We start from the raw sequence: 21,528 nt of genomic DNA, 5'->3' as shown, positions 1-21,528 counted from the left end.
TCGCCGAAGGACATGCAGAAGCAGCTGTCGTCGTAGAACGCGTTCAGCAGCTGGTTGTCCACGTGCACGTACGCCGGAGCACCGCGGCCGTCGTTGCGGATGCCCGAGCGGTTGAAGGTGTTCTTGTAGAAGTCCCAGGTCTTGGCGAGGCCGAACGAGGCGTCCACGGCGGCGCTTTCGCGGTTGGCGGTGGTGCCGTCGCCCCAGTTGTCGGTGGTGTCGGTGAAGGTCGTGGCGTTCTGCGCCGGGTTCGACTGCGGGCTGTTGTTGGAGTCGTAGACGATTGTCGACCCGTGCAGCGCGTCGGTCAGCGTGTAGCCGCTGCCGCTCTGGCTGGTCTCCAGGGTGACCTGGCCGACGTTGACGCCGTTGCCGGTGCCCGATACGCCCTGCTCCAGCTGGTAACTGTCCAGCACTGCACCCGTGTTGGCGTCGAGCAGGACGGCTTCCTGCGAGTTCGCGCCGGCCTCGCCCGCGCCGGTAACGGTGGTGCGGTACGCCAGCACCGGTGCCTTGCCCGCGGCCGCCCAGACCACCAGGTTGCTGGTGTCCAGGTTGGTGGTGCGGGCCTGCTTGACGTGCTGGGCGCTGCGCTCCGCCGCCTTCGAGGCGTCCTGCGTGGAGAGCGAGGGCGTCACGCCGGCGACCGTGATCGCCCCCTGGTGGGCCCAACTCGTGGACGTGATGCGGCCGTTCTTGGTGCGGTGGACGACCAGGTCGCCGCCGAGCACCGGCAGGCCGCGGTAGGTGCGGTCGTAACGGACGTGCCGCGCGCCGTCGTTGTCGACCAGCACGTCCTTGGCCACCAGGCGCTCGTCCGGGCCGAGGCCCAGCGCCTTCGCCGTCGCGGCGGCCTCCTTGCCGGCCTGGTCGAGGGCCGCCAGCCGGCCCGTCGTGCTCATCGCCTGGAACCCGGCGCCCGACTGCGTGGCGCCGCTCGCCAGCGCGACGTTCTGCGTACCCGCCACCACGGCGGTGCCCAGGGTGAGGCCCGCCGCACCAGCTGCCGCCAGAGCGGTCTTGCGGTTCATCGCGTTTCCTCCCACCGAGCCGGGTTGACGGGGGGACGGCCGACGGCACCGAAAGGGTGTGGTGTCGCGGCAGGAATCGGCTCGGCGGCAGGACGCTAGATCTGCCGGAAGCCCTTGCGACATGTCCGCGTCGAGTGGCAAGGGAATGGCAAGGGGAATGAAGGGGAGAATGCAGCCCCGGCGCAGGGCGACCCTTTTTGACGCACCGTCAGTAAAGCGACGGGAAAAGGAAGTTGTCCGGCACGCCAAAGTACACCGGAAGGCGATCCGGCCACAAGAAGTCTTGGCATCGGCAATGCTCACGCCTGGGGGAGCGTAGGCCGACCGGAATGCGGGCGCGGCCGCGACGGCGCTCCGGAACGCGTGGACAGGGCCCGCCCGGGAATGCGGGCAGGAAGCGCATTCGGCGAATTCCCGGCGGGTCGGCGGTCCGGCAGGTCAGGGGAGCCGGGCCTGAATATCGGCGAGGTGCGCGTCGAGGATCTCCTCGAACGCGGCAGGGCGGTCCGCGCCGAGCGGGCGGATCTCGCGGGCGAAATGGGCCAGGGCGGGAAAGCGCTCGGGGTCCGCGCCGAGCACGGCGACCCGGAACTGCTCCATGGCCTGCTCGTACTCGGTGGGGGTGATGCCGCTGAGGCCGGCCTCGGAGGAGATCAGCGCGGAGAGCAGGACCACCAGGCGGTGGTAGCACGCCGGGATCTCCCGGTCGGGCAGGCCGGAAGCGCGCAGCGCCTGCAGCAGTTCCTCCATGACCAGCCGGGAACCGGTGCCGCCGGACCCGTAGCGCCCCCAGATCGCGGCGAGTTGGGGCTGCTCGCCGAAGGCCTCGCGCAGGCGGCGGGCGAGCAGGGTGATGCGCTGCCTCCAGTCGCCCTCGGGGCGGTGGCCGTCCATGGAGGCCAGCAGGATCCGGTCGGCGACCGCGCGCAGCAGCTCTGTTTTGTTGCGGAAGTGCCGGTACAGGCTGGAGGAGTCCGTCCCCAGTTCGGCGGCGAGCCTGCGCACGCTGAACGACTCGGCGTCGCCCGTGCGCAGCAGCGTCGCCGCCGCGTCCAGGATCTCCTCGGTCGACCATCGCCTGCGGCCAGTCATCTCGCCCCTCTCGTCCGGGCTCAGCCTAACGGATGAACTTGGTGATGCACGCGGTGCGTGCATACTGAGGCAATGCGCGGCTTGACGGTCCGTCAGGCTGCGGCGATGCTCGGCATCCGTGCCGGGAGGGGAGCAGAGGGATGAGTGGGACGACTGCCGCGGCGCGGCCGCCGGCACCGGACTTCGACACGATCACGACCGAGGAACTGCTCGCCTACCGCGAGGCGGAGAACCGCTACCGGGCCTCCGCCGCCGCGCGGGCGATCCTCGGCGAGCCCGATCCCGACGCGGCGATCGCATGGCAGGAGTTGGCGCTGCCCGGCCGCGACCTCCCGGTCCGGGTGTACCGGCCGGCCGCGGGTCGAAGTGCCGTGCTGCCGCTGGTGGTTCACGTCCACGGCGGCGGATTCGTGGGGACGGCGACGCAGTGCGACTGGACCAGCAGCCACCTCGCCGCCCGACTGCCCGCGCTCGTCGTCTCGGTCGAGCACCGCCTCCTCGCTCCCGACAGCCCGCTCACGGACGCCGCCGACGACGGGTGGGACGTCCTCGACCACCTGCTGCGGAACGCCGACGAGTGGGGCGTCGACCCGTCCCGGACGGCCGTGTTCGGCGAGAGCTGCGGCGCGTTGATCAGCGCCCTGACGGCGATCCGGGCCCGGCGGGCCGGGCTGGAGCTGCGGGCCCAGGTCCTGGTCAATCCGGTGGTCGACGTGACCGGGGCGGCCTTCGACCACCCGTCCATGGCCGCGTACGCCGCCACCCCGACCCTGGCCCTGCCCCAACTGCGGTTCGTCCAGCGGCTCGCCGCCCCGCCCGGGGCGGACACCGCCGCGGTCTCGCCGCTCCACGCGGCCGACCTGGGCGGGCTCGCCCCGGCGCTCGTCGTGGTGCCCACCCGCGACCCGGTCGCCGACCACGGCCGCCGCTACGCCGAGCGGCTGCGGGCGGCGGGAACGCCGGCGCGGCTCTCCGAATACCCGGGCGCGGGGCACGCGTTCCTCACCCTGCCCGGCCTCGAACCGCAGGCCGGGACCGCCCGGACGGAGATCCTCGAATTCCTCCGCGCGGCCCTGGCGGACTGACGGAAAGTCAAGCCCGCGCCGTCAGACCCGGTCGAGCGGCCGGTGCGGCCCGTCCGGCAGCGTGACGGTGACGGAGTCGCCCGGCCGGACGGGGCCGCCGGTGCGGACGACGCCCATGATGCCCGCCAGGCGGACGATCGCGCCGCTCTCGTCCCGCTTCAACACCTGCTTGAGCAGCCCGTGCTGGAAGTTGTCGATCTGCAGGCACGGGTTGCGCAGACCGGTGACCTCGACCACCGCCTCCGCGCCGAGGTGCAGCAGCGCGCCGACCGGCAGGCCGAGCAGGTCCAGGCCGCGCGTGGTGACGTTCTCGCCCAAGTCGCCCGGGGCGACGGCGAATCCGGCCGCGGCCAGGTCGTCGAACAGCTCGGCGTGGATCAGGTGCACCTGACGGAGGTTCGGAACGGTCGGGTCCTTGGCGACCCGGGAGCGGTGCTTGACGGTGACACCCGCGTGCACATCGCCCTCGACACCGAGGCCTTCGAGCAGCCGGATCGCGTCCCGGTTGGGCTTGGTGAACGAGTACTCGCCGTTGCTGCTGACCGTCGTGACAGTGCCGGACACCCGGACCACCTCTCGTCGTACCGATGTTCCGTGCACCCACCCTATGCGTGGCCGGGGTCCGGGGGAACGGCGGGTGGTGGTGATCTCGCCGGCCGCCGGGGACGCGCCCGCCGGCAGCGTGTCAGTCCGGTGGGAGGAGGCGGGTGCCCGGGGGGAGGGAGCCGGCGCGGTCGGCGTCCAGGAGGTAGGCGAGCAGGACGCCGCGGAAGGCGGTGGCGGCGCGGGTGAGGGGGAGGTCGCGGCCGTGGGCGAGGGCGATGGTGCGGCCCAGGCCGGGTGGCGCGAAGGGGGCGGAGCGCAGGCCGGAACGGGCGGCGACCATGCCGGGGACGACGGCGGGGCCGAGGCCGGCCCGGACGGCGGCGAGGACGGCGTCCATCTCGCCGCCCTCGACGGCGTAACCGGGGTCGAAGCCGGCGGCGCGGCAGGCGGCGAGGGTGGTCTCGCGGACGTCGTAGCCCTCCCGGAACATCACCAGGCCCTGGCCGCGCAGGTCGGTGATCCGGGCCCGGCGGCGGGGGAGCGGTTCGGCGGAGACCAGCACCAGGTCCTCGTGCAGCAGCGGCGTGACGGACAGGCCGGCGGGCGCGGCGGACGGTGCGGCGATGATCAGGGCGAGGTCGAGCTCGCCGGCCTCCAGGTCGCGGACCAGGTCGCGCGAGCCGCCCTCGGTCAGCCGCAGGTCGACGCCGGGGTGCAGGGCCCGGTAGGCGCGCAGCACCTCGGGCACCAGGCTGGCGCAGAGCGAGGGCGGCGCCCCGAACCGGACCCGGCCGCGGCGCAGCTGCACCGTCTCGGCGACGGCCCGCCGGGCGCTCTCCGCGTCGGCCAGGATGCGGCGGGCCAGCGGCAGCAGCGCCTGCCCGGCGTCGGTCAGCGAGGTGCCGGAGCGCGAGCGGTGGAACAGCTCGGCTCCCAACTCCCGCTCCAGCGACCGGATTTGTTGCGAGAGTGACGGCTGCGAGACGTGCGTCGACTCGGCGGCCCGGGTGAAGTGCCGGGCGTCGGCGACTGCGACGAAGTAGGCGAGCTGCTGCAACTGCACACCAGCCATCATAGGAATCTCCTATCGTCGGCAACGCTTTCATGTCTTGGACAGCGGCTGCGCGCCGGGCCTACGGTCATGCCCATGGCTTCTGCTACCCGGACAAACCGGGTGAACCGGACCCCCGCTCCCGGTCGGACCCCCACACCGGGCCGGCGCCCGTCGGCCGCAGTGGCGCTGTGGCGCAGCTCCGTCGGCAAGAAGGCGGTGATGGCGGTCAGCGGGCTGGTGATGCTCGCCTACCTGGTGGCCCACATGCTCGGCAACCTCAAGGTGTTCCTCGGCCCGGACGACCTCAACGGCTACGCGCACTGGCTGCGCACCATCGGGCAGCCGGTGCTGCACTACGGCTGGTTCCTCTGGCTGGCCCGGCCGGTGCTGGTGGCCGCCGTGGTCGCGCACGGCGTCGCCGCCTACCAGCTGTCCCGCCGTGATCTGAAGGCCCGCCCGCAGCAGTACGTGCACCGCCGCCGGCAGAGCACGTACGCGACCCGGACGATGCGTTGGGGCGGGGTGATCCTCGGCCTGTTCATCGTCTGGCACATCCTCGACCTGACCACGCTGACGGTGAACCCGGCCGCCGAGGAGGGGCACCCGTACCAGAACATCGTGGCCTCGTTCTCGACCTGGTACGGCGGCGGGATCTACTGCCTGGCGGTGCTCGCGCTCGGGCTGCACATCCGGCACGGGTTCTGGAGCGCCGCGCAGACCCTCGGCGTCAACAACCCGCGCCGCGACCGGGCGTTGAAGTTCGCCGCGAACGCGCTGGCGCTGCTGCTGACGGTCGGCTTCGTCTCGGTGCCGGTCGCGGTGATGGCGGGGCTGGTCCGATGAGCGCCCACGACACGACTTCCGGGAAGGCCCCGATGAGCTACCTCGACTACACCGTCGGCACGCCGGTCGCCGACACCCGGGCCCCGGCCGGGCCGATCGAACAGCGCTGGGACCAGCGTCGGTTCGAGGCCAAGCTGGTCAACCCGGCGAATCGCCGCAAGCACACCGTGATCGTGGTCGGCACCGGCCTGGCCGGCGGCGCGGCCGGTGCCACGCTCGCCGAACAGGGCTACCACGTGGTCCAGTTCTGCTTCCAGGACTCCCCGCGACGCGCCCACTCGATCGCCGCGCAGGGCGGCATCAACGCCGCGAAGAACTACCGCAACGACGGCGACTCGATCCGCCGGCTGTTCTACGACACCGTCAAGGGCGGCGACTTCCGCGCCCGCGAGTCCAACGTGCACCGCCTGGCCCAGGTCTCGGTGGAGATCATCGACCAGTGCGTGGCGCAGGGCGTGCCGTTCGCCCGCGAGTACGGCGGCCTGCTCGACACCCGCTCGTTCGGCGGCGTCCAGGTCTCCCGCACCTTCTACGCCCGCGGCCAGACCGGCCAGCAGCTGCTGCTCGGCGCCTACCAGGCGCTGTCCCGGCAGATCGCCGCCGGGAACGTCGAGCTGCACGCGCGCACCGAGATGCTCGACCTGATCGTGATCGACGGCCGGGCCCGCGGCATCGTCGCCCGCGACCTGGTCACCGGCGAGATCCGCACCCACCTGGCGGACGCCGTGGTGCTCGCCACCGGCGGCTACGGCAACGTGTTCTACCTGTCGACGAACGCCAAGAACTCGAACGCGACGGCCATTTGGCGTGCGCACCGGCGCGGCGCGTACTTCGCCAACCCGTGCTTCACGCAGATCCACCCGACCTGCATCCCGCGCTCCGGCGACCACCAGTCCAAGCTGACGCTGATGAGCGAGTCGCTGCGCAACGACGGCCGGATCTGGGTGCCGAAGGCGAAGGGCGACACCCGGCCGCCGGCGCAGATCCCCGAGGACGAGCGGGACTACTACCTGGAGCGGATCTACCCCGCGTTCGGCAACCTGGTGCCCCGCGACATCGCCTCCCGGGCCGCCAAGGTGGTCTGCGACGAGGGCCGCGGCGTCGGCCCCGGCGGGCAAGGGGTGTACCTGGACTTCGCCGACGCCATCGCCCGGCTCGGCCGGGCCGCCGTCGAGGCCAAGTACGGCAACCTGTTCGAGATGTACGAGCGGATCACCGCCGAGGACCCGTACACCGTGCCGATGCGGATCTACCCGGCGATCCACTACACGATGGGCGGGCTGTGGGTCGACTACGACCTGCAGACCACCGTCCCCGGCCTGTTCGCGATCGGCGAGGCCAACTTCTCCGACCACGGCGCGAACCGGCTCGGCGCCAGCGCGTTGATGCAGGGCCTCGCCGACGGCTACTTCGTCCTGCCGCCCACCCTCAACGACTACCTGGGCCGCACGCCGCTGGAGCCCGTCCCCGGCGACCACCCGCAACTCGCCGAGGTGGAGGCGGAGGTGACCGACCGCCTCAACCTGATCCTCGCGGTGGACGGCGACCGCACCCCCGACTCCTTCCACCGCGAACTCGGCGAACTGCTCTGGGACAACTGCGGCATGGCCCGCGACGAGGCCGGCCTGCGGCACGCGCTGGCCCGGATCCCCGAGCTGCGCGAGGAGTTCTGGCGGCGGATCAAGGTCCCCGGCACCGGCGCCGAGCTCAACCAGGCGCTGGAGAAGGCCAATCGACTGGTCGACTACTTCGAACTCGCCGAACTGATGTGCCTGGACGCGCTGCACCGCGCCGAGTCCTGCGGCGGCCACTTCCGCACCGAATCCGCCACCCCCGAGGGCGAAGCCGCCCGCCGCGACGAGGAGTTCACGTACGCCGCCGCCTGGGAGTTCTCCGGCACCGGCGACGCCCCCGTCCTGCACAAGGAAGAGCTCGTCTTCGAGCACGTCCACCCCACCCAGCGGAGCTACGCGTGAACCTCACCCTGCGCATCTGGCGCCAGCAGGGCCCGGACACCCCGGGCGAGATGACGATCTACCAGGTCTCCGGCATCAGCGAGGACATGTCCTTCCTGGAGATGCTGGACACCCTCAACGAGGAACTCATCCTGCGCGGCGAGCGCCCCGTCGCCTTCGACCACGACTGCCGCGAAGGCATCTGCGGCGCCTGCGGCATGGTCATCAACGGCCAGGCCCACGGCCCCGAGCGGACCACCACCTGCCAGCTGCACATGCGGCACTTCAAGGACGGCGACACCATCGACGTCGAACCCTGGCGGGCCGGCGCCTTCCCCGTGGTGCGCGACCTGGTGGTGGACCGCTCCGCGCTGGACCGGATCATCGGCTCCGGCGGCTACATCACCGCACCCACCGGCTCGGCCCCCGAGGCGCACGCCACCGCCGTCCCCAAGGAGGCCGCCGACCTGGCCTTCGAGCACGCCGAGTGCATCGGCTGCGGGGCCTGCGTCGCCGCCTGCCCGAACGGCTCGGCGATGCTGTTCACCGCGGCCAAGGTGGTCCACCTCAACGTCCTCCCGCAGGGCGCGCCCGAACGCGCCTCGCGGGTGCGGAACATGGTGGGCGCGATGGACGCCGAGGGCTTCGGCGGCTGCACCAACACCGGTGAGTGCGCCACCGCCTGCCCCAAGGGCATCCCGCTGACCGGCATCGCCCGGCTCAACCGCGAGTTCCTGCGGAGCTGAGCGGGCCCGGGCGGACCGGGCCGCGAGGTCCTGCCGCGAGGTCAGGCACGGCCGAGCGGGCCCGGGGCGGGGCTCAGCCGCGCGAGCCGGCCGGCTCCCCGTACAGCTGCCCCTCGTAGACCTCCGGAGCACCCGCCAGGGTGCTCCGGAAGTCGTTCCAGCATGTCCAGCACAGGTCCACCCGGGCCGGTCCGAGCGTGTCGAGTGCGGCGAGCACGTCGTCGCACAGCAGCTCCAGGGTGTAGGCGCCCGGCCGGTCGCTGCCGCCGTGGCCGCGCAGATCGAGCGCCAGCACCCGGCGGTCGGCGGCGAGTTCGGGCAGGACTCCGGCGAAGTCCGCGGCCCCCAGGCCCAGTCCGTGCAGCAGCACCAGGACGGGAGCGTCCACCGGCCCTGCGGCCAGCCCGGTCAGTCGGATCCCGGCGGCGTCGATCAGCAGGTTCTCGGTCATGTCGCCGCGTTACCGCCGGTTCGTTCTCCAACTCCGGCTTTTCGGACGCTGGTTGACGCTCTGCCGGTTCGTTCCGGTTCGTTCCGGCCGGTCGGAGGAGCGGGCCGGTGGTCGTGGTGTCGTCGGACACGCCCACGATCCGTGCAATGCGGAGGTTCGGCCCGCTGGGACAGGTGTGATCGAGCTCCGATTATCGGATCAACACATCTGGAGAAAGTCATGCGTATTCGCAAGTCCCTCGCTGCCTCCGGCCTGGCCGTGACCTGTCTGCTGGTCGGCGCCGGCTCCGCCGCCGCCGACGCCATCGCGGAGGGCGTGGCCGCCAACTCGCCGGGCGTCCTCTCCGGCAACCAGATCCAGGTTCCCATCGACCTGGATCTCAACATCTGCGGAAACTCGGTCAACGTGATCGGCCTGGGCAACGCCGCGTTCGGGAACGTCTGCATCAACAAGTGACCGACGGCGCTGGAAGCCGCGTGCTGCTCGGGCCCGCCGCATCCCGCGGGCGGGCCCGGACGGCCGCCGGCCCCGCAGGTCCGCCGGCGGGCCGTCAGGCCAGCCAGCTGCGCAGCGCCCACCACCAGTGCGCGGTGTGCTCGACGCCGCCGGTCAACGGGTCGTCGCCGGTCAGCTCGCGCAGTCGGCGCAGCCGGTACTTCACCGTGTTGGGGTGCACGTGCAGCTCGGCGGCCGTCCGTTCGGTGCGGCCGCCGTGGGCCAGCTGGGCCAGCGCGGTGCCGGCGAGTTCCCGGTGGAAGGGGTCGGCCGGGTCCAGCGCGCCCAGCAGGGAGCCCGCCAGCAGCGCCCCGAGCTCGGCGTCGGCGGGCGTGGCGGTGAGCAGCGCCAGGTTGGCCAGCCGGTGAAGCCCGGTCAGTCCGGCCGACTCGGCGGCCCGCAGCGCCTGCCGGGCCAGCGCGTACAGGGGGGCCAGACCGGACGGCTCGGCGGGCGGCGTGACGACGGCGGTCGGGCCGTCGAGGGGCAGGACAGGAACTGTCCCGGTCAACGCCGCCAGCCGGCCGTCCACGAAACCGCACAGGCCGGGGCCGGCCGCCGCGAGCGCCTGCTCCGGCGGGCCGGCCAGCGCCGGATCGCTCACCGCCGTCACCACGCACCGGTACCGGCCGGTCGGCGAGAGCGGTGCGGTGAGCGACTCCACCGGCTCCCCGTGCAGGAGGTGACGCAGTGTCAGCAGACTTCCCTCGCGGGCCGTGCGGGCCGCCGCCAGCTCCGCCACCCGGTGCTCCTGCACCATCCGGCGGGCCAGCGTGATGGTGATGTGGTCGATCCGGGTCACCCCGTCCAGCAACTCGTCCGCCGGGACGCCGCACCGGCGGCCCTCCGCGATCACCGCCTCCACCAGGTGCGAGCGCCCCGCCTGGAAACCGTCCAGCAGCGCCGCCACCGGCACCCCCTGCTGCGCCCGGTCCGAACCCAGCAGCGCCGCCGCCGCGAGCGCGCTCGGCCCCGGATCGCCGTCGCCCTGCAGCGCCGAACGCACCCCGTCCAGCAGCGCGCGGGTGTGCCGCCGCACCTCGCGCTCCGGCAGCGCGGCGACCAGGTCGGACGCGGCCCGGGCGGCCCGGACCGCCGCCGCGAGCACCTCCGGGTCCGCGGTGCGTCCGGCCACCAGCCGCACGAACGCCTCCACCGGCCGCCCACCTCCCGTGCTTGACCCCGGCGGACAACCGGCGCGGTCCGCGTTGGGCGCCGCAAGCCTATGCCCGACCGCGCCGGCCCTGGTGAGCTGTGCGCTCCCCACGGAGAGGTGACCTGCCATGCCCGACACCGAGTCCCTGCTCGACGGCCTGCCCGCCGACCTGATCTTCCGGCTGCCGCCGTCCTTCGACACCGTCGAGGAGGAGCGTCGCCACCGCAAGGAACGCCTGGCCGCCGCGCTGCGGATCTTCGGCAAGCTCGGGTTCGAGGAGGGCGTCGCCGGACACATCACCGCCCGCGACCCGGAACGCACCGACCACTTCTGGGTCAACCCGTTCGGCATGTCCTTCAAGCACGTCAAGGTCAGCGACCTGGTGCTGGTCGACCACCACGGCACCGTGGTCGAGGGCCGGTACCCGGTCAACCAGGCCGCGTTCGTCATCCACTCGACCATCCACCGGGCCCGCCCGGACGTGGTGGCCGCCGCGCACAGCCACTCCACCCACGGCCGGGCGCTGTCCGCCCTCGGCCGCCGACTGGAGCCGATCACCCAGGACGTGTGCGCCTTCTACCAGGACCACACCCTGTTCGACGACTACACCGGCCTGGTCACCGACCTGGAGGAGGGCGAGCGGATCGCCGCCGCGCTCGGGCCGCACAAGGCCGTCATCCTGCGCAACCACGGCCTGCTGACCGTCGGCTCCACCGTGGACGCCGCCGCCTGGTGGTTCATCACGATGGAACGCTCCTGCCAGGTCCAGCTCCTCGCCCAGGCGGCCGGGCCCACCGTCCCGATCTCCCCGGAGAACGCGGCCCTCACGTACCGGCAGATCGGCAACGACCTGGCCGGCTGGGTCAACTACCAGCCGCTCCACGACCAGATCATCCGGGAACAGCCCGACCTGTTCGACTGATCTGTCGTCACTTCTTCGCCCGGCTCAGCTGTCGAACCGCCTGACCTGTTCGACTGACCCGCCGTCACTTCTTCGCGCGGCTCGGCTGCACCCGCGGCGGCTCGCCCGGCATCTTCGGGTGGTCCGGCGGGTAGGGCAGGTCGCCAGCGTCCTGGTGCGCGTACAGCTCCAGCACGCGCTCCAGGGAGGCGGGCCGCTCCGCCATCCCGGCGTGCAGGTCGCCGAGCTCGGCGAACCGCTCGGGGAGGGTACGCAGGGTGAAGTCGGCGGGGGAGACCTGCTCGATCTCCTCCCAGCGCAGCGGGGTGGAGGCAGTGGCCTGCGGGCGGGGGCGCAGCGAGTACGGGGAGGCGATGGTGCGGTCGCGGGCCATCTGGTTGTAGTCGACGAAGATCCGCTCGCCGCGTTCCTCCTTCCACCACTTGGTGGTGACCTCGCCGCCGGTGCGGTGCTCCAGCTCGCGGCCGAGCGCGATGACGGCGTGCCGACAGTCGGTGAACGTCCACCGCGGCTCGATCGGCACGTACACGTGCAGGCCCCGGCCACCCGACGTCTTCGGCCAGCCGGTCAACCCGAACTCCTCCAGCAGCGGCCGAAGTTGGAGCGCGGCGCGGACGGCGTCGGTGAAGTCGGTGCCGGGCTGCGGATCGAGGTCGATGCGCAGTTCGTCGGGGTGCTCGGTGTCCGCGCGGCGCACCGGCCACGGGTGGAAGGTGAGACAGCCGAGGTTGGCCGCCCACAGCACGGCCGCCTCCTCGGTCGGACAGATCTCGTCGGCGCTGCGCCCGGACGGAAAGGCGATCCGCGCGGTCGGCAGCCACTCCGGCAGCCCCTTCGGCGCGCGCTTCTGGTAGAAGAACTCGCCCTCCACCCCGTCCGGGAAACGCTGCAACGTGGTCGGCCGGTCCCGCAGACCGCGCAGCACCCCCGGAGCGACGGCCAGGTAGTACTCGGCGACGTCCCGCTTCGTGTACCCGGGCTCCGGGTAGTACACCTTGTCCGGATTGGTCAGCCGCACCGTCCGGCCGCCGACCTCCAGTTCCACAGCAGAAGCCATGCCCCCACGCTAGGCGCGGGCCGCCCGTCGGCCGCGCGTTGCGCCACCTCGGGCGTGGCGGGGAGCCGATGCGGTCGTCGGATCGTCGGTGCGGCGTCAGGTCGCCGACACGCCGGGCGGTCCGACACGCCGTGGGGCGGCGGGCGGGACAGCGACCATCGGAGGCATGCAGCTACCCGTGATGCCGCCGGTCTCGCCGATGCTCGCCAAGGCCGTGGCCGCGATCCCGCCCGACATGCAGTACGAGGCGAAGTGGGACGGCTTCCGGGCGATCGTGTTCCGCGACGGCGACGAGATCGAGCTCGGGTCGCGCACCGGCAAGCCGCTGACCAGGTACTTCCCCGAAGTCGTGGAGGCCGTCCGGGAGCACCTGCCCCAGCGGTGCGTGGTGGACGGCGAGATCGTCGTCGCGCACGACGGGCGGCTGCACTTCGAGGAACTACTGGAGCGCATCCACCCCGCCGCGTCCCGGGTCCGCACCCTCGCCGAACGCACCCCGGCCTCGCTGGTCGCCTTCGACCTGCTCGCCCTGGACGACGACGACCTCACCGCCCGCCCGCTGGTCGAACGCCGCGCCGAACTCGTCCAGCTGCTGGCGGACACCGCCCCGCCCGTTCACCTGGCCCCCGCCACCACCGACCTGGAGACCGCCCGCACCTGGTTCTCCCGCTTCGAGGGCGCCGGCCTGGACGGCGTGGTCGCCAAACCGCTCGACGCCCCCTACCGGCCCGGCGAACGGACCATGTTCAAGGTCAAGCACACCCGCACCGCCGACTGCGTGGTGGCCGGCTACCGCGAGCACAAGAGCGGCCCCGTGGTCGGTTCCCTGCTGCTCGGCCTGTACGACCCCGACGGGCGGCTCCAGCACGTCGGCGTCAGCGCCTCCTTCCCGATGGCGCGCCGCCGTGAACTCGTCGAGGAACTCGCCCCGTTGCGGCTGGACGGCGACGACCTGACGGGCCATCCGTGGGCGGCCTGGGCGGACGAACAGGCCCAGGCCGAGGACCGGCTGCCCGGCGCGGTCAGCCGCTGGACCGGCAAGAAGGACCTGTCCTGGGTGCCGCTGCGCCCCGAGCGGGTGGCCGAGGTCGGCTACGACCACATGGAGGGCACCCGGTTCCGGCACACCACCCAGTTCAAGCGCTGGCGGCCGGACCGCACACCGGAGAGCTGCACGTACGCGCAGCTGGAGGAGCCGGTCTCCTACGACCTCGGCGAACTGCTGCGCTGAGCGGCCGAGTCGATCAGTGCGGCGAAGCCGTCCAGCAGGCGCTGCAGCCCGAACTCGAAGAGCTGGTCGAGGTCGAAGTCGTAGCCCTCCATGGTGAGTCGCAGGAAGGTGGGGTGTTCGGCGACCAGCTCCATGAACTGGGGCTCCTGCTGGTCCATCCAGGCCTCGGCGTCCTGCCCGGTGGCGGCCTCGGCAGCGGCCTCCATCTCCAGGTTGAGCGCGGTGCCGCGGATGTAGTTGAACAGCGTCAGGTAGGCGGTGAGCACTGTCTGCAGATCCAGGCCCTCGGCGGCCAGGGTGGACAGCACCCACTCGCCGAACGGCAGGGCGTTGGACAGCGGTTGGGGGCGGGTCATCGACAGTGCGGACGCCAGCCAGGGGTGCGCCCGGAACGCGTCCCAGAGCAGCCGGGCTGCCAGCTCCAGCCGGGCCCGCCAGGGCAGTCCGGCGTCGGCGGCGGAGAACCCGACAGCGGTGAAGACCTGCTCCATCATCAGGTTGACCAGGCCGTCCTTGTCGGGGACGTGCCGGTACAGCGACATGGTGGCGGCGTCCAGCTCGGCGGCGACCCGGCGCATCGACAGCGCCTCCAGGCCCTCGTTGTCGGCGATCTCCACCGCCGCCGCGACGATCCGATCCGTCGTCAGGCCGCCCTCCACGGTGAGCCGGCGGGGGATCTGCCGCTCGCCGGCGGCCGGGCGGGCCGGTGCTTGCGTCCGAACGGGGGAGGCGGCCTCGGCGACCACCGTGCCGACGCCGGGGACCGCCCGGACCAGGCCCTGGCCGCGCAGCTCCGCGAGCACCTTGGTGGCGGTGGCCATCGCCACGTTCCAGCGGCGGGTGATCTCCCGGGTGGACGGCACCCGGTCGCCGGGCCGCAGCTCGCCGCGCTCGATCCGCTGCCGGAGTTCGCCCGCGATCTGTTCGTAGCGGTCCACCCGCTCCACCTCCGCACTAGTGCACCAGTCGGCCCATGCTAGCTGCCCGCCGCGGCACCGTATCGGGGTTCCGACCGTCTCGGAGCGCACTAGTGCACTAGTGCAGCAATTCATAAATACCTGCTGTATCGGTTGCTCAGTGCGGCGCGTACGGCGTACGTTCGGTGTCATGAAGAACGCGGACATCCTCGTCTCCGGCGGTGGCATCGCCGGACCCACGCTGGCGTACTGGCTACGCAAGGCCGGCTTTCGACCCGTCGTGGTGGAGCGCGCCCCCGGGCCCCGCCCCGGCGGACAGACCGTCGACCTGCGCGGCGCCGGACGCACCGTCATCGACCGGATGGGCCTGCTCGACCAGGTCCGGCAGCTCGCCGTCGACCAGCGCGGCCTCGCCCTGGTCGACCGGAACGGCAAGCGCCTCGCCGAACTGCCCACCGAGGCCTTCGGCGGCGAAGGCGTCGTCTCCGACCTGGAGATCCTCCGCGACGACCTCGCCGCCGTGCTCCACCGGGCCACCGCCGACGACGTCGAATATCTCTTCGACGACACCATCACCTCCCTCCGGGAGGACGCCGACGGGGTGGACGTCGCCTTCGAGAACGCCCCGCCGCGCCGCTTCGACCTGGTGGTCGGCGCCGACGGCCTGCACTCCACCGTCCGCCGCCTCGCCTTCGGCCCCGAGAGCGAGCACGTCGTCCCCATCGGCGGCTACACCGCCTGGTTCACCGCCCGCCTCAACCTCGACCTCGACGACTGGTTCCTGATGTACAACGCCCCCGGCGGTCGGGTGGCGATGGCCCGCCCCGGCCGGGCGCCCGGCGAAGTCAAGGCCGGACTCAGCTTCCGCTCCGCCCCCCTCGTCCACGACCGCCGCGACCGCGCCGCCCAGCAGCGCCTGCTCACCGACCGCTTCGCCGGGGCCGGTTGGGAGGTCGACCGACTGCTCGCCGCGATGGCGGAGGCCGACGACTTCTACTTCGAACACCTCGGCCGGGTCCGCCTCGACCGCTACACCCGCGGCCGCACGGCCCTGATCGGCGACGCCGCCTGCTGCCCCACCCCCCTCACCGGCCTCGGCACCAGCCTCGCCCTGGTCGGCGCCTACCTGCTGGCCGGCGAACTCGCCACCGCCGAAGGCGACTTCACCACTGCCTTCGCCCGCTTCCAGGACCGGATGAAGCCCTACGCGGCCAAGGCCCAGGAACTCCCCCCGGGCGGCATGGCGGGCTACGCCCCCAACGGCCGCGCCATGATCGCCCTCCGCGCCGCGTCCATGCGCTGGATGACCCGCCGGCCCCTGCGCACCCTGATGGCGGCTCAGGCGGCGAAGGCGAGCGACGTCGAGCTGCCGGCCTACACCAACGTGCTGTCTTTGCAGCGGAGTTGAGATCGCCGTCAGGGCCGGCCGAACCAGCGGCGCTCGGCCGGGGGCGAGGGTACGGGGGCCGCCGGGCTTCACCTCCTCGCAGAGCAAGGTCTGCATCAGGCGGTCGGCGCAGTCGGAGGGCAGGTCCTCGGCCACGGCGACGTGCAGCATCAGGAACTGCTCGTCGGTGGCCTGCGGCCGGGTGTGCTCGATCCGGGCCGAGCGGACGGCGGGGACTCGCGGAGCCGCCGAACCAGCGCGTCGCGCAGGGCCGCGGCGACCGGGTCGGTGGACCGGTCGAGCTTCAGCTCCGCGTCCGCCTCCGGCGTGGGCTCGTGCTGGTCGGTGCGGCTGTCGAGACGTTCGGCGAGACGCATGCTCGACGGCTCGGTCGCGCGGCGCAGCACAGTGCCCGGACAGCGGGTGTCGGCGGTGGGCGGCATGATCATGTGTCATGCGCTGTGACATCTGTGACCACGAGTCGGCCAAGTGGGATCTGCCGCCGAGCCGGTGGACCCGCGAGACCTGGATCTGCACCTGGTGCTTCGCGGTGGTGCGGGTCGGTGGCGACGGTGCGACCGTCCGGCAGGCGTACAGCGAGTGGGACTTGCGGTGGGAGGCGGCCTGGACGGACATGCTGCCGGACGCCCGGCGGCACGCGTACGGGTACTTCCGGCGCACGCTGTGCGGGATCGAGCGGCCGGACCTGACCGGCTCGCCGTTCGGCATGTGGGGCGGCGGCCGGGACGAGTGTCCCGACTGCACCGCCACCGCCCGGGCCATCGACGCCCGGTGGCCCGAGGACCGGCGCGACGACCTCGGACGGATCCTGGTGCCCGCGTCCGGGCCCGCGCCGGTCCACCCGTCCGAGCGGGACCCGCTGCCGGACGAACTCGGCCACCCGGACGTCCGGTTGCCGGAGGCGCGGCGGAGCCCGCACACGCGGGTGATCGTGGGATCGCAGCGCACCTACGGCGTGATCGGTGACGGCCCGTCGGCGGTGCGCCTGCCCGCCTGCTGGGCCGGGTACGGGATCGGCCCCTACCGCCCGTACGACGAGCAGGACCGGACCTTCGCCTGGTTCCAGGCCTACGCCCCGGACAGCGTGCCGCCGTTGGACGAGGCGTCCTTCGTCGGCGACTACGCGTGGTTCGGCGAGATCGGCGAGCCGCTGGACCACCGCACCGCCGTGACGGACCCGATCGCGGCCGAGCTGGCCCGGGACGGGCTCGAACTCCCGGCGGATTTCCTGGCGTTGATCACCAGGGCCAACCTGCACCGCTGCCTCGACCGGGTCGGCGGCGGCGCGTGGACGGACGTGGCCGGCCCGGTGCCCAGCCCGCTCGACCCGGCCGACCGGCTGGTGGCGTTCTTCCGCGACCAGCAGAGCTGCATCGTCTGGTACCTGTACCTGCATCACAACGGGCAGTCGGCGGTGGTCAGTTCGGACCGGGACCTCACCTCGGAGCCCGGCCTCCGCTACGGACCGGACGGCGAGGTGGTCGTGCCGAAGCCCCCGGAACTGTTCTGGAACGCGCCGAGCACCGAGATCTTCGCCTACCGCTTCTTCGTCGAGGGCAGCCTCATCGACGCGATCGAGGAGCGCAGGCGACCGGACGAGGTGGACCCCGAGCACCTCGCGTACCTGGCGCACTACCTGCCGGGCGTGAGCGACGGCCGACGGGCTCGGCGGGGTGCCGGGGCCGACTCGGGCGCGAGGGCTGGCGGTTGGGAAGCCCCGCCGTTCTGAAGAGGCGGCTCCGGTCCTCGTGGGGGAGGACCGGAGCCGCGCCCGACTCATGGCGTCAGCCGGTGAAACCGGCCGTGATGGTGCTGAACTGCCAGTCGCTCTGGGCGATGCCGGAGCAGGTCTCCTGCAGGCCGCCGCCTGCGCAGCCGCGGTCGCGGTTGACGGACCAGAAGGCGAGGCGGGCGATGTGGTTGGTGTTGGCCCAGTCGCGGATCGCGGTCCAGTTGGCGATGGAGGTGGTCTCGTTGTTGTCGCTGAGGCCGTTCATGCCGGAGATGCCCAGGTGCGAGTACGCGGTGGCGTCGTCCCAGCCGTACACCGACTTCAGCTTGTTCTTCAGGCCGTTGGCGGCGCTGACGGTGGCGGCGTACATGTCGGTCGAGGCGTTGCCGAAGTCGAACGGCATGATGGTGAAGACGTCGATGTCCGCACCGAGTGCCTTCGACTGCTCGATCAGCCGGTTGCCGTCCGCCGTCGGCCCGCTGATGGCGGTGCCGAAGGTGACGATGGTCCGGATGCCCGGGTTCTTCTGCTTGACGATCTTCAGCGCGCCCAGGATGCGGTCCTGGACGGTGTAGTTCTCGAACTCGTCGGTGTTCTCGATGTCGATGTCGATCGCCTTCAACTGGTAGGCGTCGATCACCTTCTGGTAGGCCCCGGCCAGTGCGGTGGCGTCCGCGCAGTTCGGGCCGAGCTTGTTGCCCGACCAGCCGCCGAACGACGGGACGACGTCACCGCCGGCCGCCCGCACCGCGTTGATGGTCTGCTGGTCGACGCCGTTCAGCAGCGGCCGCTGGCTGTCCCAGGTCGGGTTGCAGCCGTTCTGCGCCAGCACGAACGCCAGGGTGAACCACTTGATCCCGCTGGCGTTCATCACCGTGGTCGGCGACGGCGGGTTCCCCCACCCGTTGTACAGGTACGGCGCGGCCTGCTTGAAGCCGCCCGGCGTGCCGCCACCGCCCGAAGGGGTGGTCACGGCAAGGGAGTTGGAGGTGGCGGAGGCGTTGCCTGCGGCGTCGTGGGCCTTGACGGTGAAGGTGTAGGCGGTGGAGGCGGTGAGGCCGGTGACGGTCGCGGTGGTGCCGGTGACGGTGGCCGCCAGGGTTCCGTTGCGGTAGACGTCGTAGCCGGTGACGCCGACGTTGTCGGTGGACGCGCCCCAGGAGAGCGAGACCTGGGTGGCGGCGGTGGCGGTGGCGACCAGGTTGGTCGGGGCGGTGGGGGCCTGGGTGTCCGCGGGGTTGCCGCCGGGGCCGTCCAGGCTGACGTCGTCCGCGTAGTAGGTGCCCTGGCCGAACCAGCCGTTCAGGTACACCTCGGCGCTGGTCTGGGCGGCGCCGGTGGTGAAGGTCACCGACAGCTGCTTCCAGTCGGACGCCGACGGCGTCCAGGTCGAACCGGCGCCCGTCACGCCGAGGTACACGTAGTTGCCGCGCACCCAACTGGACAGCGTGTACGTGGTGTTGGGCTGCACCGCGACGGTCTGCGCGCACTTCGCGTTGTCCGACGCGGTGACCGCTCCGGCCAGCGCCTTCGAGCCGCCGTGCACGGGGGTGGAGACGACCGAGCCGGTGCCGCCCGAGCAGGACCAGCCGCTCAGGGCGCCGGTCTCGAAGCCGGGGTTGGTCAGGATGTTCGCGGCGCTCGCGGAGCTCGGGACGGCCGCGATCGCGGCGCCCGCCAGCAGCAGCGCGGCGGCGCCGACCGCCGTGGCCCGGCGATTGGGGGCATGCATGGGGGACCTCCAGTGGGGGATGGGGGTTGGAGGTGCGGGGAGCGCGACAACAAAATGGACTGGACCAATCCCGACTGTCAAGACCAGGTCAAGGTACGGACGGCCCGGAGACCCCCGGAGACCCGCCGTCAGGGCCCGTCGCGCTGCTCCGTCCGGGTGCCTTCCGGCACGCCGCGGACCGCCCCGCCACCCTGCTCGGGCACGATCGTTCAGCCCTGCTGTGGCACCCGTTAAGAATTCCTCGATGGACCGCACCCACCGTGACCAGGCAGATTTCACCCTGCCCGGCCGGTCGACCGCCGCATGCCGGGCCACCCACGGGACTGCCGACCCTGCGCAGCCCCGAACCCGGGCCTGCCGACCGCAGGACCGCCCGCACTTCGCGTCAGGAGCCCTCGCAGTGAAGGCACTCGTCAAGCTGGACGCCGCCCCCGGCCTGTGGATGACCGACGTCCCGGAGCCGGAGATCGGTCCCGGCGACGTCCTGATCAAGGTCCTGCGCACCGGCATCTGCGGCACCGACCTGCACATCCGCAAGTGGGACGGCTGGGCCCAGCAGACCATCAAGACCCCGATGACCATCGGCCACGAGTTCGTCGGCGAGGTCGCCCGGATCGGCGCCGCCGTCGCCGACATCAACGTCGGCGACCTGGTCAGCGGCGAGGGCCACCTGGTCTGCGGCAAGTGCCGCAACTGCCTGGCCGGCCGCCGCCACCTGTGCCGCAACACCATCGGCCTGGGCGTCAACCGGGACGGCGCGTTCGCCGAGTACGTCGCACTTCCCGCCTCCAACGTCTGGGTGCACCGCGTCCCCGTCGACCTCGACGTGGCCGCCATCTTCGACCCGTTCGGCAACGCCGTGCACACCGCGCTGTCCTTCCCGATGGTCGGCGAGGACGTCCTGGTCACCGGCGCCGGCCCGATCGGCATCATGGCCGCTGCCGTCGCCAAGCACGCCGGCGCCCGCAACGTGATGATCACCGACGTCTCCGAGTACCGCCTGGAGCTGGCCCGCAAGCTCGGCGTGACGCTCGCCCTGGACGTCTCCAAGCACACCATCGAGGACGGCCAGCACCAGCTCGGCCTGCGCGAGGGCTTCGACGTCGGCCTGGAGATGTCCGGCCGCCCCGAGGCCATGCAGTCGATGATCGCCAACATGACGCACGGCGGAAAGATCGCCATGCTCGGCCTGCCCGCCGACGAGTTCCCGATCGACTGGTCCGCCGTGGTCACCTCGATGCTCACCATCAAGGGCATCTACGGCCGCGAGATGTTCGAGACCTGGTACGCGATGTCCGTGCTGCTCGAAGGCGGACTCGACCTCAGCCCGGTGATCACCGGCCGGCACCCCGTCCAGGAGTTCGAGGCCGCCTTCGACGAGGCCGCCGGCGGCAACTGCGGCAAGGTCATCCTCGACTGGACCACGCTCTAGACCGCCCCTCGGCAAGCCAGCCTGCTGACCCTTCGTTAGGAGCGACACCCCCGTGTTCGACACCGTCCGCGACGACCTCGCCGCCACCCTCGCCGAGATCCGCGAAGCCGGCCTGTTCAAGCCCGAACGCGTCATCGGCACCCCGCAGTCCGCCGAGATCACCGTCACCTCCGGCACCGGCGGCCAGGTGCTCAACTTCTGCGCCAACAACTACCTGGGCCTCGCCGACCACCCCAAGGTGGTCGACGCCGCCAAGCAGGCGCTGGACCGCTGGGGCTACGGCATGGCGTCCGTCCGCTTCATCTGCGGCACCCAGGACGTGCACAAGGAACTGGAACAGCGACTGTCCCACTTCCTCGGCCAGGAGGACACGATCCTCTACTCCTCCTGCTTCGACGCCAACGGCGGCGTCTTCGAGACCCTGCTGGACGAGCGCGACGCGGTCATCTCCGACGCCCTCAACCACGCCTCCATCATCGACGGCATCCGCCTCTCCAAGGCCCGCCGCCACCGCTACGCCAACCGCGACCTGGCCGACCTGGAGCAGCAGCTCAAGGCCACCCAGGACGCCCGCCGCCGGCTGATCGTCACCGACGGCGTGTTCTCCATGGACGGCTACATCGCCCCGCTCGCCGAGATCTGC

Annotated in this window: 21 protein-coding genes; 11 read left to right on the top strand and 10 right to left on the bottom strand. The window is 72.2% G+C overall.

The window, feature by feature from the left end; translation table 11 throughout:
* Together IEZ12_RS19095 and IEZ12_RS19090 are read right to left on the bottom strand one after the other, a co-directional pair.
* On the bottom strand, positions 1 to 1,031 hold a 1,031-nt coding region (locus IEZ12_RS19095; protein WP_373295494.1), incomplete at its 3' end, for a M4 family metallopeptidase.
* Between the two features lie 438 nt (positions 1,032 to 1,469).
* On the bottom strand, positions 1,470 to 2,123 hold the full coding sequence (locus IEZ12_RS19090) for a TetR/AcrR family transcriptional regulator (RefSeq protein ID WP_189273068.1): 654 nt from the start codon (positions 2,121 to 2,123) through the stop codon (positions 1,470 to 1,472).
* Between the two features lie 140 nt (positions 2,124 to 2,263).
* Between IEZ12_RS19090 and IEZ12_RS19085 the strand changes: the two genes are divergently transcribed.
* Positions 2,264 to 3,208 carry an alpha/beta hydrolase gene (locus IEZ12_RS19085; RefSeq protein ID WP_189273067.1) on the top strand — a complete coding sequence of 315 codons (945 nt, stop codon included), beginning with the start codon at positions 2,264 to 2,266 and terminating at the stop codon, positions 3,206 to 3,208.
* A gap of 21 nt (positions 3,209 to 3,229) precedes the next feature.
* Here IEZ12_RS19085 and IEZ12_RS19080 read toward each other — a convergent pair whose 3' ends face one another.
* Together IEZ12_RS19080 and IEZ12_RS19075 are read right to left on the bottom strand one after the other, a co-directional pair.
* On the bottom strand, positions 3,230 to 3,772 hold the full coding sequence (locus IEZ12_RS19080; RefSeq protein ID WP_189273066.1) for an MOSC domain-containing protein: 543 nt from the start codon (positions 3,770 to 3,772) through the stop codon (positions 3,230 to 3,232).
* 121 nt (positions 3,773 to 3,893) lie between these two features.
* Positions 3,894 to 4,817: a LysR family transcriptional regulator gene (locus IEZ12_RS19075; RefSeq protein ID WP_189273065.1), complete on the bottom strand. Its 924-nt coding sequence runs from the start codon at positions 4,815 to 4,817 to the stop codon at positions 3,894 to 3,896.
* Between the two features lie 84 nt (positions 4,818 to 4,901).
* Here IEZ12_RS19075 and IEZ12_RS19070 point away from each other — a divergent pair, with 84 nt between their 5' ends.
* From IEZ12_RS19070 to IEZ12_RS19060, 3 genes are read left to right on the top strand one after another with little or no spacing between them, the layout of a single operon-like run.
* Positions 4,902 to 5,651, top strand: coding sequence for a succinate dehydrogenase cytochrome b subunit (locus tag IEZ12_RS19070; RefSeq protein ID WP_189273064.1), 750 nt, complete (start codon positions 4,902 to 4,904; stop codon positions 5,649 to 5,651).
* A 32-nt stretch (positions 5,652 to 5,683) separates the two neighbouring features.
* Positions 5,684 to 7,627 carry a fumarate reductase/succinate dehydrogenase flavoprotein subunit gene (locus IEZ12_RS19065; RefSeq protein ID WP_189273063.1) on the top strand — a complete coding sequence of 648 codons (1,944 nt, stop codon included), beginning with the start codon at positions 5,684 to 5,686 and terminating at the stop codon, positions 7,625 to 7,627.
* Positions 7,624 to 8,352, top strand: coding sequence for a succinate dehydrogenase/fumarate reductase iron-sulfur subunit (locus tag IEZ12_RS19060; protein ID WP_043911941.1), 729 nt, complete (start codon positions 7,624 to 7,626; stop codon positions 8,350 to 8,352). The genes IEZ12_RS19065 and IEZ12_RS19060 overlap by 4 nt, the downstream gene beginning before the upstream one ends.
* 73 nt (positions 8,353 to 8,425) lie before the next feature.
* Here the strand turns inward: IEZ12_RS19060 and IEZ12_RS19055 are convergent, their stop codons facing one another.
* Positions 8,426 to 8,803, bottom strand: a complete 378-nt coding sequence (locus IEZ12_RS19055) for an alpha/beta fold hydrolase (RefSeq protein ID WP_189273062.1) — start codon at positions 8,801 to 8,803, stop codon at positions 8,426 to 8,428.
* A gap of 219 nt (positions 8,804 to 9,022) precedes the next feature.
* Between IEZ12_RS19055 and IEZ12_RS19050 the strand changes: the two genes are divergently transcribed.
* Positions 9,023 to 9,259: a chaplin gene (locus tag IEZ12_RS19050; protein ID WP_043911942.1), complete on the top strand. Its 237-nt coding sequence runs from the start codon at positions 9,023 to 9,025 to the stop codon at positions 9,257 to 9,259.
* 94 nt (positions 9,260 to 9,353) lie between these two features.
* Here IEZ12_RS19050 and IEZ12_RS19045 read toward each other — a convergent pair whose 3' ends face one another.
* Complete coding sequence (locus IEZ12_RS19045; protein WP_229847680.1) at positions 9,354 to 10,454, bottom strand: helix-turn-helix domain-containing protein; 1,101 nt, start codon at positions 10,452 to 10,454, stop codon at positions 9,354 to 9,356.
* 127 nt (positions 10,455 to 10,581) lie between these two features.
* Here IEZ12_RS19045 and IEZ12_RS19040 point away from each other — a divergent pair, with 127 nt between their 5' ends.
* A complete protein-coding gene (locus IEZ12_RS19040; protein ID WP_189273060.1) occupies positions 10,582 to 11,376 on the top strand; it encodes a class II aldolase/adducin family protein in 795 nt (264 codons plus the stop codon).
* A gap of 64 nt (positions 11,377 to 11,440) precedes the next feature.
* Here the strand turns inward: IEZ12_RS19040 and ligD are convergent, their stop codons facing one another.
* Positions 11,441 to 12,433, bottom strand: coding sequence for a non-homologous end-joining DNA ligase (gene ligD, locus IEZ12_RS19035; protein ID WP_189273059.1), 993 nt, complete (start codon positions 12,431 to 12,433; stop codon positions 11,441 to 11,443).
* 166 nt (positions 12,434 to 12,599) lie between these two features.
* Here ligD and IEZ12_RS19030 point away from each other — a divergent pair, with 166 nt between their 5' ends.
* Complete coding sequence (locus IEZ12_RS19030; protein WP_189273058.1) at positions 12,600 to 13,664, top strand: ATP-dependent DNA ligase; 1,065 nt, start codon at positions 12,600 to 12,602, stop codon at positions 13,662 to 13,664.
* Here the strand turns inward: IEZ12_RS19030 and IEZ12_RS19025 are convergent.
* On the bottom strand, positions 13,637 to 14,602 hold the full coding sequence (locus tag IEZ12_RS19025) for a TetR/AcrR family transcriptional regulator C-terminal domain-containing protein (RefSeq protein ID WP_229847679.1): 966 nt from the start codon (positions 14,600 to 14,602) through the stop codon (positions 13,637 to 13,639). The two genes, IEZ12_RS19030 and IEZ12_RS19025, sit on opposite strands and share 28 nt — an antisense overlap.
* A gap of 169 nt (positions 14,603 to 14,771) precedes the next feature.
* Between IEZ12_RS19025 and IEZ12_RS19020 the strand changes: the two genes are divergently transcribed.
* A complete protein-coding gene (locus IEZ12_RS19020; RefSeq protein WP_189273057.1) occupies positions 14,772 to 15,989 on the top strand; it encodes an FAD-dependent monooxygenase in 1,218 nt (405 codons plus the stop codon).
* A 149-nt stretch (positions 15,990 to 16,138) separates the two neighbouring features.
* Here IEZ12_RS19020 and IEZ12_RS19015 read toward each other — a convergent pair whose 3' ends face one another.
* Positions 16,139 to 16,417 (bottom strand): hypothetical protein, encoded by a 279-nt coding sequence (locus IEZ12_RS19015; protein WP_189273056.1) that lies wholly within the window; start codon positions 16,415 to 16,417, stop codon positions 16,139 to 16,141.
* A 5-nt stretch (positions 16,418 to 16,422) separates the two neighbouring features.
* Here IEZ12_RS19015 and IEZ12_RS19010 point away from each other — a divergent pair, with 5 nt between their 5' ends.
* Positions 16,423 to 17,718, top strand: coding sequence for a hypothetical protein (locus IEZ12_RS19010; protein ID WP_189273055.1), 1,296 nt, complete (start codon positions 16,423 to 16,425; stop codon positions 17,716 to 17,718).
* Between the two features lie 55 nt (positions 17,719 to 17,773).
* On the opposite strand, the gene IEZ12_RS19005 is transcribed toward IEZ12_RS19010, so the two are convergent.
* Positions 17,774 to 19,453 (bottom strand): carbohydrate binding domain-containing protein, encoded by a 1,680-nt coding sequence (locus tag IEZ12_RS19005; protein ID WP_189273054.1) that lies wholly within the window; start codon positions 19,451 to 19,453, stop codon positions 17,774 to 17,776.
* Between the two features lie 400 nt (positions 19,454 to 19,853).
* Here IEZ12_RS19005 and tdh point away from each other — a divergent pair, with 400 nt between their 5' ends.
* Together tdh and IEZ12_RS38695 are read left to right on the top strand one after the other, a co-directional pair.
* Positions 19,854 to 20,885: an L-threonine 3-dehydrogenase gene (gene tdh / locus IEZ12_RS19000; protein ID WP_043911954.1), complete on the top strand. Its 1,032-nt coding sequence runs from the start codon at positions 19,854 to 19,856 to the stop codon at positions 20,883 to 20,885.
* 52 nt (positions 20,886 to 20,937) lie between these two features.
* Positions 20,938 to 21,528 (top strand): aminotransferase class I/II-fold pyridoxal phosphate-dependent enzyme (locus tag IEZ12_RS38695; RefSeq protein ID WP_229847678.1); only part of this gene is annotated, 591 nt, incomplete at its 3' end.

The organism is Kitasatospora griseola (genome assembly GCF_014648555.1).
GTDB classification, from domain to species: domain Bacteria; phylum Actinomycetota; class Actinomycetes; order Streptomycetales; family Streptomycetaceae; genus Kitasatospora; species Kitasatospora griseola.
Note: the sequence above shows the minus strand (reverse complement) of the source record. Positions and strands in the feature narration are given on the sequence as shown.

Bases quoted from the DNA above. Each gene is read 5' to 3' on its own strand.
- IEZ12_RS19090 (WP_189273068.1), bottom strand. From the start codon at position 2,123: ATGACTGGCCGCAGGCGATGGTCGACCGAGGAGATCCTGGACGCGGCG.
- IEZ12_RS19085 (WP_189273067.1), top strand. From the start codon at position 2,264: ATGAGTGGGACGACTGCCGCGGCGCGGCCGCCGGCACCGGACTTCGAC.
- IEZ12_RS19070 (WP_189273064.1), top strand. From the start codon at position 4,902: ATGGCTTCTGCTACCCGGACAAACCGGGTGAACCGGACCCCCGCTCCC.
- IEZ12_RS19065 (WP_189273063.1), top strand. From the start codon at position 5,684: ATGAGCTACCTCGACTACACCGTCGGCACGCCGGTCGCCGACACCCGG.
- IEZ12_RS19055 (WP_189273062.1), bottom strand. From the start codon at position 8,803: ATGACCGAGAACCTGCTGATCGACGCCGCCGGGATCCGACTGACCGGG.
- IEZ12_RS19050 (WP_043911942.1), top strand. From the start codon at position 9,023: ATGCGTATTCGCAAGTCCCTCGCTGCCTCCGGCCTGGCCGTGACCTGT.
- IEZ12_RS19040 (WP_189273060.1), top strand. From the start codon at position 10,582: ATGCCCGACACCGAGTCCCTGCTCGACGGCCTGCCCGCCGACCTGATC.
- ligD (WP_189273059.1), bottom strand. From the start codon at position 12,433: ATGGCTTCTGCTGTGGAACTGGAGGTCGGCGGCCGGACGGTGCGGCTG.
- IEZ12_RS19030 (WP_189273058.1), top strand. From the start codon at position 12,600: ATGCAGCTACCCGTGATGCCGCCGGTCTCGCCGATGCTCGCCAAGGCC.
- IEZ12_RS19020 (WP_189273057.1), top strand. From the start codon at position 14,772: ATGAAGAACGCGGACATCCTCGTCTCCGGCGGTGGCATCGCCGGACCC.
- IEZ12_RS19015 (WP_189273056.1), bottom strand. From the start codon at position 16,417: ATGATCATGCCGCCCACCGCCGACACCCGCTGTCCGGGCACTGTGCTG.
- IEZ12_RS19010 (WP_189273055.1), top strand. From the start codon at position 16,423: ATGCGCTGTGACATCTGTGACCACGAGTCGGCCAAGTGGGATCTGCCG.
- IEZ12_RS19005 (WP_189273054.1), bottom strand. From the start codon at position 19,453: ATGCATGCCCCCAATCGCCGGGCCACGGCGGTCGGCGCCGCCGCGCTG.